This window comes from Porphyromonas sp. COT-108 OH1349 (assembly GCF_000768755.1).
GTDB lineage: Bacteria > Bacteroidota > Bacteroidia > Bacteroidales > Porphyromonadaceae > Porphyromonas_A > Porphyromonas_A canoris.
In genome coordinates this window covers 97,660-114,580 of sequence record NZ_JRAH01000019.1, presented here as the reverse complement: position 1 = coordinate 114,580, position 16,921 = coordinate 97,660, and the positions used below count along the sequence as shown (strand labels likewise).

At 48.6% G+C, this 16,921-nt stretch carries 11 protein-coding genes; all 11 read left to right on the top strand.

Annotated features, from left to right (window positions below):
* Positions 1-229: 229 nt before the first annotated feature.
* Positions 230-961 (top strand): energy-coupling factor ABC transporter permease, encoded by a 732-nt coding sequence (locus JT26_RS04515; protein WP_036846823.1) that lies wholly within the window; start codon positions 230-232, stop codon positions 959-961.
* On the top strand, positions 948-1,223 hold the full coding sequence (locus JT26_RS04510; RefSeq protein ID WP_036846821.1) for an energy-coupling factor ABC transporter substrate-binding protein: 276 nt from the start codon (positions 948-950) through the stop codon (positions 1,221-1,223). Before JT26_RS04515 ends, JT26_RS04510 begins: the two co-directional genes overlap by 14 nt.
* Complete coding sequence (locus JT26_RS10155; protein WP_052110356.1) at positions 1,220-3,226, top strand: ATP-binding cassette domain-containing protein; 2,007 nt, start codon at positions 1,220-1,222, stop codon at positions 3,224-3,226. The genes JT26_RS04510 and JT26_RS10155 overlap by 4 nt, the downstream gene beginning before the upstream one ends.
* A 2-nt stretch (positions 3,227-3,228) precedes the next feature.
* Positions 3,229-4,752 (top strand): uroporphyrinogen-III C-methyltransferase, encoded by a 1,524-nt coding sequence (gene cobA, locus JT26_RS04500; RefSeq protein WP_036846819.1) that lies wholly within the window; start codon positions 3,229-3,231, stop codon positions 4,750-4,752.
* Positions 4,753-4,783: 31 nt separating this feature from the next.
* The gene (gene pepE / locus JT26_RS04495; RefSeq protein WP_036846812.1) at positions 4,784-5,494 is read left to right on the top strand and encodes a dipeptidase PepE; all 711 of its coding nucleotides are present in this window, start codon (positions 4,784-4,786) and stop codon (positions 5,492-5,494) included.
* Positions 5,460-8,372, top strand: a complete 2,913-nt coding sequence (locus JT26_RS04490) for a pitrilysin family protein (RefSeq protein WP_052110355.1) — start codon at positions 5,460-5,462, stop codon at positions 8,370-8,372. The genes pepE and JT26_RS04490 overlap by 35 nt, the downstream gene beginning before the upstream one ends.
* An 833-nt stretch (positions 8,373-9,205) precedes the next feature.
* Positions 9,206-12,502: a DUF2723 domain-containing protein gene (locus JT26_RS04480; RefSeq protein ID WP_052110354.1), complete on the top strand. Its 3,297-nt coding sequence runs from the start codon at positions 9,206-9,208 to the stop codon at positions 12,500-12,502.
* Positions 12,503-12,512: 10 nt separating this feature from the next.
* Positions 12,513-13,148: a polysaccharide deacetylase family protein gene (locus JT26_RS04475; protein WP_036789624.1), complete on the top strand. Its 636-nt coding sequence runs from the start codon at positions 12,513-12,515 to the stop codon at positions 13,146-13,148.
* 15 nt (positions 13,149-13,163) lie between these two features.
* Positions 13,164-14,141 (top strand): tRNA epoxyqueuosine(34) reductase QueG, encoded by a 978-nt coding sequence (gene queG / locus JT26_RS04470; protein WP_052089685.1) that lies wholly within the window; start codon positions 13,164-13,166, stop codon positions 14,139-14,141.
* Positions 14,142-14,793: 652 nt separating this feature from the next.
* A complete protein-coding gene (locus tag JT26_RS04465) occupies positions 14,794-15,723 on the top strand; it encodes a dihydrodipicolinate synthase family protein (protein ID WP_036789626.1) in 930 nt (309 codons plus the stop codon).
* Between the two features lie 11 nt (positions 15,724-15,734).
* Positions 15,735-16,913, top strand: a complete 1,179-nt coding sequence (locus JT26_RS04460; protein ID WP_036846802.1) for an AGE family epimerase/isomerase — start codon at positions 15,735-15,737, stop codon at positions 16,911-16,913.
* Positions 16,914-16,921: the final 8 nt, after the last annotated feature.

Genomic DNA, 16,921 nt, shown 5'->3' with positions numbered 1-16,921 from the left:
CTTTGGACTGCTCTTAAAGAAGTGAAGAGGGTGAGAGTTGTCGGGTATCATCCTGCCGAAAGAATCCGTAAACTTTTCGTATCTTCGTTTATCTTTTTGGTTTTAAGACTTTTTCTAAGACGGAATGACACTTTCCCGGTGTGGAGATGCCGAAGAGAGTGAGGTTTTTTGAGCTTGAAAGAGACTGCATTGCAACTAACAGTATAAACAGAAATCAACATTACAACAGATGAACAAACTTTTTTATGCTCTTCTTTTAGCGGTGCTCTTTGCCACGCCTGCACACGCTATGCACATCATGGAGGGCTATATGCCGTTGAATTGGTGTGCCGTTTGGTATGTGTTATCCCTTCCATTTGTGGTGTGGAGCTTTATCTACATTCGTAAGCGAGTGGCTCAAGATCCCAAAGCAAAGCTGACGCTTGCTCTCTCCGGAGCTTTTGTCTTCATCCTGAGTGCGCTCAAGCTGCCTTCTGTCAATGGTAGCAGCAGCCACCTTACGGGTACCACTCTCGGTACGGTACTTGTAGGACCGCAAGCCATACCGCTGGTGAGTGTCATCGTTCTGCTGTTTCAGACCCTTTTGCTTGCGCATGGCGGTCTCTCCACATTGGGAGCGAACGTCTTTTCTCTCGGTATTGTAGGACCTTTTGTAGCCTATGGCGTGTACAAGGGTGTTAAGAAGATCGGTTTGTCCGATAGTGTCGGCATTGTTCTGGCTACCTTTATAGGCTCCATGTCCACGTATGTTACCACATCGTTTCAGCTGGCTCTCTTTTTGCCGGAGTCTGCCACCGGAGTCTTTGGTGCGGCGATGAAGTTTTTGGGCATCTTTGCCGTTACTCAAGTTCCGTTAGCCATAGTCGAGAGCGTTATCACCCTTTTTGTGTACCGCATACTGGTACGTCAGGGTGTTTCCACCTATTTCACATCAAAAGCCGTTAGTCATGAAAAAGCATAAGTACACCATTCTTCTTGTCATCCTGAGCATTCTGTTTCTTCTTGTACCTGTAGTGGGCAACTTTGTCGACTTCGGAGAGGGAACGGATGATGCCGCCGGAGAAATGATCTCTACATTGGTACCGGGCTTCGAGCCTATGGATTTCTCTTTCGGTTATGAGCCTTCGGAAACGATGGAGCCGGTGCTGTTCTTTGTTCAGATCGTGATAGGCATCGCTATTTTTGCCATTGCATATAAGAAGTTGGTGAAAAAAGGTTCGTGATCTTACCTGACCGACATAATAGAACGATACTTCTGCTTGCACTGCTGCTGATAGTCGTGGTGGTAGCTGTCCCATGGATAGAGATGCTGTTGGCGGTGTTTGTCTCCATGCTCGGCGTGCTTCTCTTTGTCCCGGTAAAAGGGCAGAGCAGATCCAAGAGAGGGCTTATCCTTGTCCCTCTGTTCATTCTTTTGGGAGTCTTGCCGGTACTCATAGAGCGAGTTCCTCCCGGAAGCGTGGCGGACGAAGTGGTATGGAGCAGATACGGGTGGGGGATAACCTCTTCCGGCATTGATATGTTTCTTCTGCTTTTGGCGCGTTGCTTTGCCGGCTATTCCGTGCTGCTGGCTCTGCTTCATCTCGTCCCGTTCTACTCCATGATCCAAGAGATGCGACGGCTTAAAGTGCCTGCCCTGGCTGTGGAGCTGATGGAGTATGTTTACCGCTATATTCATATCCTCATGGAGACGGCTCAGCAGATCTTTACGGCTCAGAAGTTGAGAGGCGGATATGCTGTTCGGAGCGAACGCCCCGGGCATGCGGCTCTTCTCTTGGGGCAGACCGTTGTGCTGGCTCTGCACGAGTCGGACAAAATGATGGACGGGCTTTACTCTCGCTCTTACGGGATGTCCGAACCGGTACAAGGGGGCAGGCAGTCCGGGATGACGCTTCGGCTCCAAGATCTTGCCATTGGCTACGAAAAGGGCAAAAGGGTTGTGGAGCATCTTTCACTCTCTGTGGAGTCCGGCAGAAAAGTGGTGGTAATGGGGCGCAACGGTGCGGGGAAGAGCACGTTATTCAAGACACTTACGGGTCTTTTGCCTCCTCTTTCGGGGGCTATCCTGCTCGATGGAGAGGAGATTCCGCATGGAAAACGGGGGCAGGAGGTGCTCCGGCAGAAGGTTGCCTTTGTTTTTCAAAACTCCAATCACCAGCTTTTTACCCCTTCGGTCAGGGATGAGATCGCTTTCGGACTCATCAACAGCGGAGCGGGAAGACGGGGCGACAAACGGTTTGAATCTCTTTTGGATGAGATCCTTGAGCAGTACGAGCTTACCGCTTTGGCAGAAAAACCGCCTCATTTGTTGAGTGACGGACAGCGGAAATGGGTTGCCATCGTTTCGGTTTTAGTGCTTGATCCATCGTTTGTCATCTTTGACGAACCTACGGCAAACCTCGATCATCTCTACACTCAAAAGGTGATGGCTCTGATAGACAGCCTTGTGGCAGAAGGCAAGGGCGTACTTCTCTCCACTCACGATGCCGATCTGGCGTATGCGTGGGGCGATGAAGTGTGGGTGATTAACAGAGGCGAACTGGCGGCAAGACTCTCCCCCGAAGAGCTTTTTCTGCATCCGACACTGCCGGAAGAGGCGCATCTGGCAAGGCCTTATGCGCTACATGGAAAAGTGTGGAAGCATCCGGTGTTCGAGCCGGAGCCGTGCGAGAGGGGCTATCTTCCCTTGATGCTCAGACCGGACAGGCTTTCGGCTCTGGTGATAGGCGGGGGCGAAGGGGCAGCCATAAAGGTGGAGACGCTGTTGCGTTACGGTGTGGCGACCACGGTCATGGCTCCTGCTTTTTCGGAGAGACTGCTCCGGCACCGTTCGGACAACGCATTGAGACTGGAGCAGAGAGCCTATCGGGGAGAAGCATTGGATGGTTTCGAGATTGTGATTGCCGCAACAGACGATCCCTCTTTGAACGAGTCCGTCTGTCGGAGAGCAGCCATACACTCTCTTCTCTATATGGATCTTAGCAGGGCGGACTTCTCTCCCGTTCAGTTTCCACTCTCTTTCGAGAAGGAAGGATTGCAGCTGGCTCTGCGAACAAAATATAAGCAGCCCAGAGTGCTTCAGGCTTTTGCCAAGCATTTCAAGGCGACCATCCCGGAAGAGATGGAGGAAGATTTGAACCGCCTTTCCTCTTTGAGAAGAGAAGATAAGGCAGCTTACGAAGTAGAAATAGAGCGATTTATAAATGCCCTTGAGGCTAAAAAGTAGAAATGATAAAGAAAGGAAAGATCTATCTGGCAGGCGCAGGTCCCGGCTCCATAGGGCTGCAGACCGTCCGTTGTGCCCAACTGGTAAAGGAAGCAGACGTTATAGTGTATGACGCATTGGTGAATCCGGCTATTCTGGATGATGCCAATCCGGAAGCGGAGTTTATTTATGTCGGGAAGCGTTCCGGTAAAATCTGCTTCAAGCAACAGGAGATCAACAATATATTGATAGAGAAAGCGCAAGCCGGATATAGCGTCCTCCGCTTGAAAGGAGGCGATCCCTTTGTCTTCGGAAGAGGGGGAGAGGAGATGATGGCTGTTCATGCTTCGGGATTGGAGTACGAAATCGTGCCGGGCGTAACGGCAGGAGTGTCCGTGCCTGCCTTCTTCGGCATCCCGGTTACACACAGAGGTGTCGCCACTTCGGTCTCTCTCATCACCGGGTTTTCCAAGCATCACGGGGTGCCGAAACTCAACTGGGAGGCTCTCGCAGGCATGAAAGGGACATTGGTGTTCTATATGGGGACCAACACCGCTCCCATTATTACCGAAAACTTGATCAAGGCAGGTATGGATCCTGCTACCCCTATGGCGATCATTTCGGAGGGAACATTGCCTACGCAGAGAATCATCAGCGACCGGCTGGATGCCTTTACACCCGATTATGCAGACTATTCGACACTTGCTCCGGGTCTTATCGTGATAGGCAATGTGGTAGATTTTCACAAAGCGTATGAGTGGGTCAAGCCGGGCAGTTTGGCAGGCAAGCGTATCATCGTTACTCGTTCTTACAATCAGTCGTCCACACTGGCAGATACGTTGGAAGGGCATGGAGCGGAGGTATTTGTGCTGCCTACCATGAAGGTTGCTCCCGTAACAGAGAGCGAAGAGATCACGTCCGCACTATCCGATCTATCCCGTACGGACTGGGTGATATTCTCTTCCGTCAGCGGTGTGGAGCTTTTCTTTAAGAGACTCCGAGAGGCAAAAGTCGATTTCCGGAGCCTGTCTCATCTTCGCTTTGCGACCATCGGGAAAGTAACCACAGAGGCATTGGGACACTTCGGATTCCTGCCCGACTTTACGCCTCCATACCATAAAACAGAACATTTTATACGTACATTTGCGGAGACGCATCCGGAAATCCGCTCGCAACGAATACTTGTCTCCGGCTCTCTGCTGACGAAAAACCTTTTCGTGGAAGAGCTTAACGCCCTCGGTGCAGAGTGTCGCTTCGTGCCACTGTACGATAATGTCCCCATCGAGTATTACAGTGAGCGTATAGAGATGATGCACTCCTCTGTTCCGGACTGGATACTCTTCTGCAGCTCTTCTGCCGTAGAAAACTTTGCGTCACTGGTAGAAAGGCACGACCTTAGAGCATGGGCGGAGAAGTGTAAGATGGCTTCCATAGGACCGCAAACATCCAACGCTTTGAGAAAGCATGGCTACACCGTGGCTCTCGAACCGTCTAAAGCCAAGATCGAGAGCCTTGTGGATGCCTTGATAGAAGCATCGAAAGAGTAAAACGAATATAAACCAATAAAAACTACAGAGTATGAAACTTCTTCTTATTTCCAATTCAGCCTCTCCCGGAGAGAGCTATCTCGAAAAACCTTTACAGGATATCAAGCGTTTTCTTGGCGCAGTAACAGATAATATCATCTTTATTCCATTTGCCGGCGTTACCGTAGAGTATGACGCTTATACGGCTAAGGTGAACAACGCCCTTGCGGCTATCGGTGTGAAAGTAACGGGCATACACACTTGCTCCAATCCGATAGAAGCCGTCATGAAAGCGTCTGCCATCTTCGTGGGAGGGGGTAACACGTTTATGCTGACCAAGATGATGCAACAGATGGGACTCATACAAGCCATCCGCGAAAGGGTATTGGCAGGAGTGCCATATATCGGTTGGAGTGCCGGCAGTAACGTAACATGTCCGACCATCTGCACGACCAACGATATGCCTATCGTAGAACCGGAGAGCTTCCGTGCCTTTAATCTTATTCCTTTCCAAATCAATCCGCACTATCTTGATGCTCATCCCGACGGTCACGGAGGAGAGACAAGAGAGCAGCGTATCTTGGAATACATCAAGGCTAATCCGCACATGTATGTCGCAGGACTGCGTGAAGGCTCTCGTCTATGGGTGGAAGGAGAAAAAATCGAACTCTTGGGAGAACGCACCATGCGCCTGTTTAAGTATGGAGAAGAGATTAAAGAGTTGAGCCATGAAGACGATATTCGCTTCCTCCTTGCGCGTTAAGCAAGTCTTACTTCTACTGCTTATGACCATTCCCTCACTGAATGCACAAAACTCCAAAGTAACAGAGCATCGTCTCTCTAACGGTCTTACCGTCTGGCTCAACGAGGATCACTCCCAAAACAAAGTGATCGGCACCCTCGTTGTACGTATCGGTGCGAAAGACTCTCCCAATACCGGTATTCCTCATTACTTTGAACACATCATGTTCAAAGGGACGGATAAGATCGGTACGGTAGATTACGAGAAGGAGAAACCGCTACTTGACGAAATCAAGAAACAGTACAGCCTGCTGAGCCAAACATCGGATCCGAAAGAGATCGAAGATATTCAGAAGCGCATCAATACGCTATCCATAGAGGCAGCCAAATATGCTATCCCGAATGAGTTTACCAATCTCATCTCGAAGTATGGAGGCTCCGGACTGAATGCCTATACGAGTTGGGACCGTACGGCTTACTTCAATACCTTCTCTCCTCAATACCTTGAGCACTGGTGTTATCTCAATAGCGAGAGACTCATCAACCCGGTATTCAGACTTTTCCAAAGCGAACTGGAGACCGTCTATGAGGAGAAGAATATGTACTCCGATGCCATGGGAAGAGAGGCTATGGACAGAGTGATAGCACGAGTAGCCGCTCCACACCCTTACCAGTACACCATCATCGGAAGTACGGAGAACCTCAAGAAGCCCGACTTGGCGAAGATGGAGGAGTTCTACAACACGTACTACGTTGCAGGCAATATGGGTCTTATCCTCTGCGGAAGCTTCTCGGAGGAAGAGGTGCTTCCTGTCTTGGAAAAGACATTCGGGCGCATCCGTCCCGGCAATCCGCCTCGTCCGGTGTGCGAACAGCCTCGTCCGTTCAATGGGGTAGAGCAGTTTTCCGTCAAATTCCCTATACCGTTCATTCAGGGGCGTGTCCTCATTTGGCGAGGAGTACCAAGCGGACACGAAGATGAGGCTGCCATGGAGGTTGCTATCCGTATATTCTCCAACAAAGGGGAGACCGGGCTTTTGGATAAACTCTATCGGACGGGCAAGGTAATGACTGCCGGCGCACAGTTTAACAATATGAACGATATGGGAGCCGCGGCTATCTTCTTTGTTCCAAAGCTTCCGTTCGGCACCATATCCTCTGCACAGAAAGAGGCAACAAAGATCTTGGAGCAGGTCAAAAGAGGAGAGTTTGGCGATGATCTCTTCCAACAGCTCAAGAATGAGATGTTGCAAGACTACACAACCCTTTTGGAAGATCTCACAAGCAGGGGCAGGACATACGCTTCTCTCTTTGCCGCAGGAGAGCATTGGTCTTCTCACCACCAAAAGCTGGAGAGAGTGCGCAGCCTTACCAAGCAGGATGTGGTGGATGTGGTGAATCGCTACTTCACCGGAAACTATCTGCAAGTCTCCAAGAAGACGGGCAGATACCCCAAAGACCGGATACAGAAACCTCCTTTTGCGCCTCTACCTCTTCACAACAAGGGGGCTAAGTCGGAGTTTGCACGCTTTCTCGAAACACTTCCGGTAGGCAACAGCGATCTTCGTTTCCTCGATTTCGAGACAGATGCGAAGCCGGTAAGCGTGATAGAGGGCAACGATCTGGTGAAGCTCTATACGGGAGCGAATCCTATAAACGACCTGTTCACGCTCAAGCTGAACTATCAGGTCGGAATCTACGAACGCCCTGTTCTCGAACAGGTTGCCTTGTATCTCTCTCTGCTGGGCACGTCTCGGCACGGCAGCGACCACTTTAAGGACAAGCTCCAACAGCTTGGAGCGACACTCTCTTTCGAGGCATACAACGAAACCTTTACGATTAACGTGAGAGGGTTTGACGCACAACTGAAACCGACTCTTGAGCTTCTCGGACACTTCCTGACCGATGTGAAAGGAGAAAAGAAGGCTTTGAAGAAGTTGGTGGAGAATAAGAAAATCTCCCGAAAAGCCATCTTGAAGTCTTCGCAAGATATGGGTGAGGCGCTCTCCGAATGGGTTCGCTTCGGAGATAAATCGACCTACGCAACACAGCTGTCCCTAAAAGAGATAAAAGCCCTTAAAGCTGACCGCCTTGTGGGAGAGCTGAAAAGCGTTCTCTCCAAAGAGTGCGACATCCACTATGTGGGTAATGAGTCTGCGGAGCAAGTGGCTTCATTGCTGAAGCAGTACCTGCCTTTGGATAAGGTCGAAGAGCGGACAGCCAATCCCATAGACCTTGATGCCGTTGTGCCTGAGAAGCCCTACCTCTACATCTTGCCCGACAAGAAGAGCACGCAGACCATTATCAAAGGTTATCTCTTTGCTCCTCCTTTCGAGAGCGACAAGGAGCGTGCTTATCTCGAACTTTACAGAGTCTATTTGGGAGGCGGTATGAACTCTTTGCTTTTCCAGGAAGTGCGCGAGTTGAGATCGCTTGCATACGGAGCATACTCCGTGAGCTATCTCCCCTCCAAACGTGCTCAGACAAGCAAAGCAACCATATTGGAGGCGCATCTCTCCACGCAGGGAGACAAGGCTACGGAGGCTTTGCTGCTGCTCGACTCCCTATTGAGCGTCAAGCCCGAAGATGCAGGGCGGATAGAGTATGCACAAGAAGCTCTCAGAAGTGCCGCATCCAACAACTATCCTACATTCCGTAAAAAGAGTGAGATGGCGGTGAGAGCCGTAAGACGCGGCTTCGATGAAGATCCGGCTCTTTGGTTATTGAACCGGATAGAGAGTGTGGACAGACCGGAGTTTGCCCGGTATATATCGGAGAAGTTACAGCAGAGTCATCCGAGGGCTTATGTCGTAGTGGGCAATCCTAAGAAGCTCGATATGAAAGCTCTTGCAAAGCTTGGAGAGGTGGTTGTGGTAGATCCCAAGAAGATTTACAGGTAGGACACCTACCGAACGATATGTTATGGAATGATCCCGGAAAGAGATGCTCTTTTCGGGATCATTTTTTATGCTCCGAAGCATGCCTTATACCTCCCTCTTCAACTCTGTTTTTATATATTCCATCCCGAAAAATGCTCGCTTTTTTCGGTCTCTCTATTTTGCTCTGAGGGGTCGTTTTCAGAGCGCGACCGAATTGTTAAATCTACCCCGTTCTATTAACACAAATTCCGATAGCTGTTAAGCCAAAACAATAAAGCAGTATATTTTGTCGGCTTAACGTGTTTAATTTTTCAATGAACACGTTTACTGATTTCATTAAACACGTTTACCGGATTCGATTAACGTGTTTAGCTAAAATCATTAAAACGCTAAACATCAATCGTTTATGTATTTTTGCCCTAAAAAGCCCCTGAAAAGGCAGATTTCTTTATTAGGAAACGTTCACAGGAAAGGGTGTTAAAATTTACACCAATTAACGCGAAAAAGCCCCATGAAACGGACTGAAGAAAAATTTTTTCCGAATTTGAGATTTTTCATATTGCTCTGGAAACATGATGTTTACGGAACTGTCTTCTCCTTTGAGTACAAAAATCGGATTTCGGAACGATCTTTTCGGAGAGATTTTCAGGTATCCGTTTTTATATAAAAGCTCCCGTCTCGAATGCCCTATTGCGGTCGGGAAATCGGGACATGGTTTTGACTTTTTTGAGGAGAGGCGAATGGAAGAAAAGGGGAAAGGGATAGGCATAAACGGAGAATAGATGTACCAAATGCGTCAAAATGATTAACTTTGCGGCTAAACTACTCTGAAACGTAGTAAAAACAGCAGAAGTATGAAACAACAGATATTCAAGAGAATAGAGATGATAGGAGCAGTGGTGGTGATGCTACTCTCTTCTATTGTTTATATCCTGACTATGGAGAAGAGTTCCAGCCTTTGGGACTGTCCGGAGTTTATTACCACATTCGACCGTTTGGAGGTCGGACACCCGCCCGGAGCACCATTCTATATGTTGGTGTACAACTTCTTCTCTACCATTCTTCCCATCGGCTCCAATCATGTAGCCATTGCAGCCAATACGGTGAGCGCACTGATGAGTGGTGCCACCGTGATGCTGCTCTTCTTGAGTATCTCTCACCTTGTGCGCCGATGCTTTGTGCGCTCGGAAGAGGAGCAGGCTGAGGGTCGCATGGGAGGCTATATGAGCTATGTGGCATTAGGGTCTGCCCTGGTGGGTTCTCTGCTCTATGCGTTTACCGATACGTTCTGGTACAGCGCGGTGGAGGCAGAGGTTTACTCTTTTTCATCCCTCTTTACGGCGCTTGTATTCTATCTCATGCTCAAGTGGGAAGCGGCTGCGGACAGCAGTACGGCGGATCGCTGGATTGTGGGTATCGCTTACCTGATGGGGCTTAGCATCGGAGTACACTTGCTCAATCTGCTTTGCTTGCCGGCGATGGGGCTTATCTACTATTACAAGAGATCTCCTAACCCAACCTTCAAAGGCTCTATCGGGGCTCTGTTGGGCTCTTTTGCGCTTATCGCTATCGTTATGTTCGGTATCGTTCAGGGTGCTCCGGCTGTGGCGGGAATGTTTGAGCTGTTTACCGTGAACCTCTTGGGATTGCCGTTCAACAGCGGTCTTATCCTCTATCTGATAGTACTTTCTCTACTGCTCATCGTGGGTTATGTGGAGAGTATCCGCATCGAACCGAGAAGACGATTGATGCAGGCAATCTTCCTTGTTGTGGTGATCCTGATGGGTATCCCTTTCATGGGAAGCAGCTGGATAGTGCCGGTGCTTATCATTGTGCTTATCGCATGGTGGGCATTTACCCGTCCCTCTTTCACCTCAAAGCTGATGAATCTGGCAATGCTCTGCCTTGCGGTGTTTTTTGTCGGTGTATCCACTTATGGGGTAATCCTTATCCGTGCCAATTCGGATATTCAACTCAATCAGAACAATCCGTCAGATGTCTTTACTTTGAAGAGGTATCTTTCTCGTGAGCAGTATGGATCCACTCCGCATCTTTATGGTAAAACCTATGCGTCTTTGCCGGAAAGAAACAGCGACGGCTCCACTAAGTTCAAAGAGTCGGTACAGTGGCAGCGCGCTTCAAAGAGCTCCGAGACAGACAAAGACCGCTACGAAAAACTGACAGTACAGGAGCCGGTATACAGATCGGATATGAATATGCTCTTCCCTCGTGTCTTTAACAGCACGCAGGCACACTTTCCACAAGGTTACAAAATGTGGAGCGACCACAAGGGAAGAACGATGAGCGTGAACGATGGTGGGCAGATGAAGACCGTGGTGGTGCCTACTTTCGGAGACAATCTTACCTATTTCTTCCGTTACCAAGTGGGTTACATGTACTGGAGATACTTTATGTGGAACTTCAGCGGAAGGCAAAATGACCTTGCCGGACAGGGTGAAGCGACAAGAGGAAACTGGATCACCGGTATCACTCCGCTGGATAACATTTTGCTCGGTATAGATCTGGATAGCATGCCGGAGCACATGAAGCAGAACAAGGGACAGAACAAGTATTTCATGCTGCCGTTCCTTTTGGGTCTGCTGGGTATATTCTTCCTGCTCGTTTCCAGGAATGCGTCCAAGAGTCCGAAGAGCCTGGAAACACTCTTTATCGTATTCATGCTCTTCTTTATGACAGGTTTGGCCATTATCCTGTACATCAATCAGTCGCCTTACCAAGTACGTGAAAGAGATTATACTTTCGCCGCTTCTTTCTACGCTTTCTCTATTTGGATTGCGTTCGGAGTGGCATATATCAGTGAGATTATAGACTATTACGTTTTCAAGGGAACAGAAAGCAAGAAAGCTCCGATCATAGCAACGCTGCTCTGTATGTTCGTTCCGGCTCTTGTCTTTGCGCAGAACTATGATGATCACAACAGGCATGGGCGTACGCTGGCTTCGGATTTCGGATACAACTATCTCGAATCTTGCGACCCCAATGGCATAATCTTCTGTAACGGAGACAACGATACGTTCCCACTTTGGTACGCTCAAGAGGTGGAAGGAGTACGTCGAGACCTCAGGGTATGTAATACTTCGTACTTGCAAGCAGACTGGTACGTGGATCAGATGAAGAAGGATATGTACGACAGTAAAGCGCTTCCGATAAGCTGGCATCCGAATCAGTATGCCGGGGAGAAGCTCTCCGTGATTTATGTGGTGCCTATCCTGCAAGATACCGTTGCGCTCGACAAGGCTCTCGATTTCGCTACAAGCACAGATCCGAAGAATAAAACATTGCCGAATGTCAATCGTCAAATAGACTATATCCCCACCGAAACGTTCAGCTTACAATATGATCCGGATGATCTGATCCGTAAAGGCGCGATCTATCCTGCCGATACCGCATTCATCCCGACCTCTCGAAAGATGATCTTCAACATGAAAGAGAAACAGCTTTTAGGTAAACACGAGAGTGTGATATTGAATATCATGGCGAACAACAACTTTGAACGTCCTATCTACTATTGCACTACCGTACCGGACAGTGAATACGTTGGCATGAAGCCGTACTTCCGTCAGACCGGTCTTGCATACAGGGTACTTCCTTTCCGTGCAGGCGACAGCATCGCTACCCAAGTGGATACGGAGAGAATGTATGACAATGTCATGAACAAGTTCAGATGGGGTGGCGCGGATCGCAAAGGCGTCTACATGGATGAGAATGCGAGACGAATGTTTGAAGGATACAGGACAGAAGTGTTTGCCGTACTTGCCAATGCTTTGGTGGCAAAGGGCGATACCGTTCGCGCTCAAGAGGTTCTCAAGAAAGGCTTGCAGGTGTTGCCGGCTGAAGTGATACCGCACACACGCACCTCTATCCCGATGGTGGATGCGCTTTATAATGCAGGCATGGAAGAAGAGGCACTTGCTCTTTCCAAAGAGATGGTATCCCGCTCTCTTGATATTCTGCGTTGGGCGGCTTCGCAATCCATCGACGGACAGACCGGAAGCTCAAGAGAGATAGACGAAGCCCTTCTTGTCTCTACTACGATAGCTCGTATCAGCAAGATTTATAACGAGGAATACTACAAGTCCATAGAGCCGGACGTTCTTAAATATCTCAGCTATTTCGGTGGAAACTCGTAGACGTAAAGGGATGTGGCCTGCTTGGTGTACTGCCTTGGTCGAGCATCCTCCCCGGCTTTATCGTGCCCTTTTTCCGGGCGCATTGTGGCGTCTTCCTCAAAGAGACAAGAAGGTCGTTTATCTTACATTCGATGACGGACCCATACCGGAGGTTACACCCTGGGTGCTTTCCGTGCTTAGAGAGAAAGGGGTAAAGGCTACATTCTTTTGTGTAGGGGATAATGTCCGGAAATATCCGGAGGTGTTCCAACAGGTCAAAGCGGAAGGGCACGACATCGGTAACCACACCTTCAATCACTTGCAGGGCTGGAAAGTGGGCTTCAATGCTTTCATCGAAAATACGGAGAAGGCAGACAGATGGCTCAACACCTCTCTCTTCCGACCTCCTCACGGACACCTCAGATGGAGTCAGTTTTTCCGTCTTAGGAGGAGATATAAAATGGTGATGTGGGACATCGTTACACGAGATTACAGCAAGTGTCAGACTCCGGAGGGAACACTCGAAAGCGTCCGCAAGTACGTGCAGAACGGCTCTATCATTGTCTTTCACGACTCCATCAAAAGCGAGGCAAATCTGAGATATGCCCTGCCTAAAGCCATAGACTTTCTTCTTTCGGAGGGATACACATTCTCTCTTTTCCGGTAGATCAGGCGTTAACAGATGTCTTTCCCAACCATTTCTTTTTCAGACCTCAAAGCTCTGGCAGAGGAGATCAATGTATTCAACATCGGCGTAATAGACCTTGAGGAAAATCCCGATGTGGATTCATGGTATCAGCAGCGCTTCGATCGCTGGATAGAGGAAGGGCAACACGCGGATATGGAATACCTGACCCGCTACGAAGATGTACGGCGAACCCCCAAAGCCTTACTGCCCGAAGCCAACTCACTTATCATCATCGCACTGAGCTACGCTCCTCTTCAGAAGCAGGCGGCATCCGCTCCGAAGATTACGAAGTACGCCTTAGGGCGAGACTACCACAAGGTGTTGAAAAAACGGATAGAGATGCTTGCCGAAAAACTTTCTCAGAGATTTCCCCACACTTACAGGGGTGTAACGGACACCGCACCCATACCCGAAAGATATTGGGCAGCACGTGCAGGGGTGGGGCAGATAGGAAAGAACACCTGCCTGATAGTACCCGGCATGGGCTCTTGGTGCGTGATAGGATCTCTGCTTACCTCCGTAAGGGTAACCGATCTCCCTCGAAAAGAGGCACTCTCTTTCCCCGATACCGGAGCGGACATCTGCTTGGAGTGCGACCGCTGTGTCCGTGCCTGCCCCACGGGAGCCTTGTCTCCCTTTTCGTTGGATGCCAGAAAGTGCATCAACTATTGGACGATAGAAAACCGCTCGGAAGAGATCCCCGAAGAGATCAACAGCAAAATGGCTTCTCGTCTTGTGGGTTGCGACACCTGTCTGGATGTGTGTCCCTATAACAAGAACGTACCTCCGACGACGGAGTTGGAGCTGCTGCCCAAAGAGTCGTTGCTCGATCTTTCGCTGGAGATGCTCTCCAAAATGGAGGAGAAAGAGTATGGAGACATGTTCTTCGGCACCTCTCTCACGCGCACCAAATGGAGTGGAATGAAGCGGAATATCCGCTACTTCATCCAAAGAAAAAATAGAAAGAAGTAGCCGGGAACCATTCGGCTGTTCCTATGAACCTTGAAGGCAGGAGACGAGACTCTGTTTTCAAGGTTTTTTTTGTCGCTTTTTCGGGGAAATATACCGCTTGACAAACTTGTGCCGACTGCTTTAAGAACATTGTTTTAACAGGGATATAAATTCGGTTTAATCCGCTCAAATCTCATTTTCACGGCGTGACGGACAGAAACCGAGCCTTGATTTTTATCAATCAAAGTTTGAATCGCAACCTTTAAGCCTTGACTTGAACTTCCGAACCTTATGAACTCATTTTCTAAACGGGATAAAATCAAATAGTCTTAACGTTTATCAAAGAAATAATGAGTGGCGAGCATCGCGTCTCTGCCGATAAAATCAAATAGTCTTAACGTTTATCCCGATTTCTATCCGATATTTGCTTCTCTGCCAATCGCTTTTTTCTGCTTTTCTATCTGTCTATATTTTTAGAAAATATGCCGGCTGGCTATAATAATATTCGATTTGACTTAAAATATTTACTAATTAAAATTTACAATCAAAGTTTGTTCTCAAATTGGGAGATAAAATATAACGATTGAATAAAAACTATACTTATCTTTGCGTCATAATGGTTTCACAAAGAGAGAATACACCTTTTATAGAAGAATAGACAAACTTTATTACCATGTTTTTTGAGAAAATAAAGGGGCTTATAGATGCTCCATTTACACCGTTCCACAAGGATACGCACGAAGTGAACTACGAAAAGATCCCGGCTTATGCAGAGATGCTGCATAAGAACGGACTTTCAGGTGTTTTCATCAATGGCTCTTCCGGCGAGGGCTATATGCTTACGGAAGAAGAGCGCATCCAGCTTGCGGATGCTTGGAAATCTGCCATAAAGTGGGACGATTTCAAGTTGATTGTACACGTCGGATCCACTTGCGTGAAGAGCAGTCGCAGATTGGCGGAACATGCCCAAGCGATCGGCGCGTTCGGTATCGGTGCCATGGCACCTCCATTTCCGAAGATCGGCAGAGTGGAAGAGCTGGTACAGTACTGCAAGGAGATAGCTGCCGGAGCACCGGAGCTTCCTTTCTACTATTATCATATCCCTGCATTCAACGGAGCATTCCTGCCTATGTTGGAGTTTATCAAGCAGATGGAGGTGGAAGTGCCTACGTTTGCCGGAATCAAGTACACCTTCGAGAGCCTTTACGAATACAACCAGTGTATGCTCTACAAGGACGGAAAGTATGATATGCTGCATGGTCAGGATGAGACTATCCTCTCTTCTCTTGTCATGGGAGGTGCGCAAGGCGGTATCGGTGGTACTACCAACTACAACGGCAGATGCCTTGTGGGTATCATAGAAGCGTGGAAAAAGGGAGACATTGCAGAGGCTCGTCGCTTGCAAAACTATGCTCAGGATGTGATCAATGTCATTGTAAAGTACAGAGGAAACATTGTGGGCGGAAAGCGTATCATGAAGCTTATCGGGCTTGATCTCGGTCCGAACAGAACTCCATTCCGTAACGTAACGGAACAAGAAGAGAAGCAGCTTCTTGCGGATCTTGAAGCCATAGACTTTTTTACTCACTGCAATAAGCTGTAACGGAGTAGAAAATGGAGATACAGCAGTATAGAGAGGTTTATTCCTCTCAGTTGAAGGAGGATATACTTCCTTTTTGGCTAAAATATGGTCTGGATCGTGTTCACGGAGGGATATATACCTGTGTGGACAGAGACGGCACACTGATGGATGGTACAAAGTCTGTCTGGTTTCAAGGACGGGGAGCATTCTCTTTTGCCTATGCCTATAATAATATAGAGAAAAGGCAGGAGTGGCTCGATGCATCCAAACATATCATCGCTTTCTTGGAAGCACACTGCTTCGATAAAGATGGACGGATGTTCTTTGAAGTAATGGCGGACGGGACTCCCCTGAGAAAGAGAAGATACATATTCAGCGAGTCGTTCGCCGCAATCGCTTTTGCAGAGTATGCCAAGGCTTCCGGAGATCGGGAGTATGCGGAGAAAGCGGTGAGGTTGTTCAAGAAGATGCAGGAGTGGCTATCTACTCCGGGAGTCTTGGAACCGAAATATCTTCCGGTGATGGACTGCATAGGACACAGCCCCACAATGATCATGCTTGGTGTGGCAGGTGTCATAAGCGATGTTTCGGACGATCCGGCTCTTGCGGAACAGGTTCGCACTTCGTTTGATCTGATAAAGAACAAACTCTATAAACCGGAGTACCGCACGCTGCTGGAGGTTGTAAACCGCGACGGAACGATGATAGACAGCTGCATGGGGCGCACCATCAATCCGGGACACTGCATAGAGACGGCATGGTTTCTTATGGAAGCCGCAGCATTGTTCCCACAACTCTCCATCGCAGAGGAGATGAAAGAGTTCGGGCTTACCATTCTCGATGATGCTTTGGTGTGGGGATGGGATGAGGAGTATGGTGGTATCATCAACTTCAAAGATGCCAAGGGATTCCCTCATCAGGACTACTCTCAGGACATGAAGTTCTGGTGGCCTCAGACGGAGGCGATCATAGCCCTGCTTTATGCCTATAAGCTGACAGGTGATAGGAAGTATCTCGACTGGCACAAGAAGGTACACGACTGGACATACGCACACTTCCCCGATAAAGAGTATGGAGAGTGGTACGGCTATCTGCATCGCGATGGTACGGTGGCACAGCCTGCAAAGGGAAATATCTTCAAGGGACCGTTCCATATCCCCAGAATGTTAGTCAAGGCATCGCTTCTGTGCGATGAGATAAGTAAGCAATAGAAAAGACA

What these genes read in the sequence shown, in the direction of transcription:
- JT26_RS04475 (WP_036789624.1), top strand. Translation starts at nt 12,513, where the DNA reads ATGTGGCCTGCTTGGTGTACTGCCTTGGTCGAGCATCCTCCCCGGCTT.
- JT26_RS04515 (WP_036846823.1), top strand. Translation starts at nt 230, where the DNA reads ATGAACAAACTTTTTTATGCTCTTCTTTTAGCGGTGCTCTTTGCCACG.
- pepE (WP_036846812.1), top strand. Translation starts at nt 4,784, where the DNA reads ATGAAACTTCTTCTTATTTCCAATTCAGCCTCTCCCGGAGAGAGCTAT.
- JT26_RS04465 (WP_036789626.1), top strand. Translation starts at nt 14,794, where the DNA reads ATGTTTTTTGAGAAAATAAAGGGGCTTATAGATGCTCCATTTACACCG.
- JT26_RS04480 (WP_052110354.1), top strand. Translation starts at nt 9,206, where the DNA reads ATGAAACAACAGATATTCAAGAGAATAGAGATGATAGGAGCAGTGGTG.
- cobA (WP_036846819.1), top strand. Translation starts at nt 3,229, where the DNA reads ATGATAAAGAAAGGAAAGATCTATCTGGCAGGCGCAGGTCCCGGCTCC.
- JT26_RS04490 (WP_052110355.1), top strand. Translation starts at nt 5,460, where the DNA reads ATGAAGACGATATTCGCTTCCTCCTTGCGCGTTAAGCAAGTCTTACTT.
- JT26_RS04510 (WP_036846821.1), top strand. Translation starts at nt 948, where the DNA reads ATGAAAAAGCATAAGTACACCATTCTTCTTGTCATCCTGAGCATTCTG.
- queG (WP_052089685.1), top strand. Translation starts at nt 13,164, where the DNA reads ATGTCTTTCCCAACCATTTCTTTTTCAGACCTCAAAGCTCTGGCAGAG.
- JT26_RS04460 (WP_036846802.1), top strand. Translation starts at nt 15,735, where the DNA reads ATGGAGATACAGCAGTATAGAGAGGTTTATTCCTCTCAGTTGAAGGAG.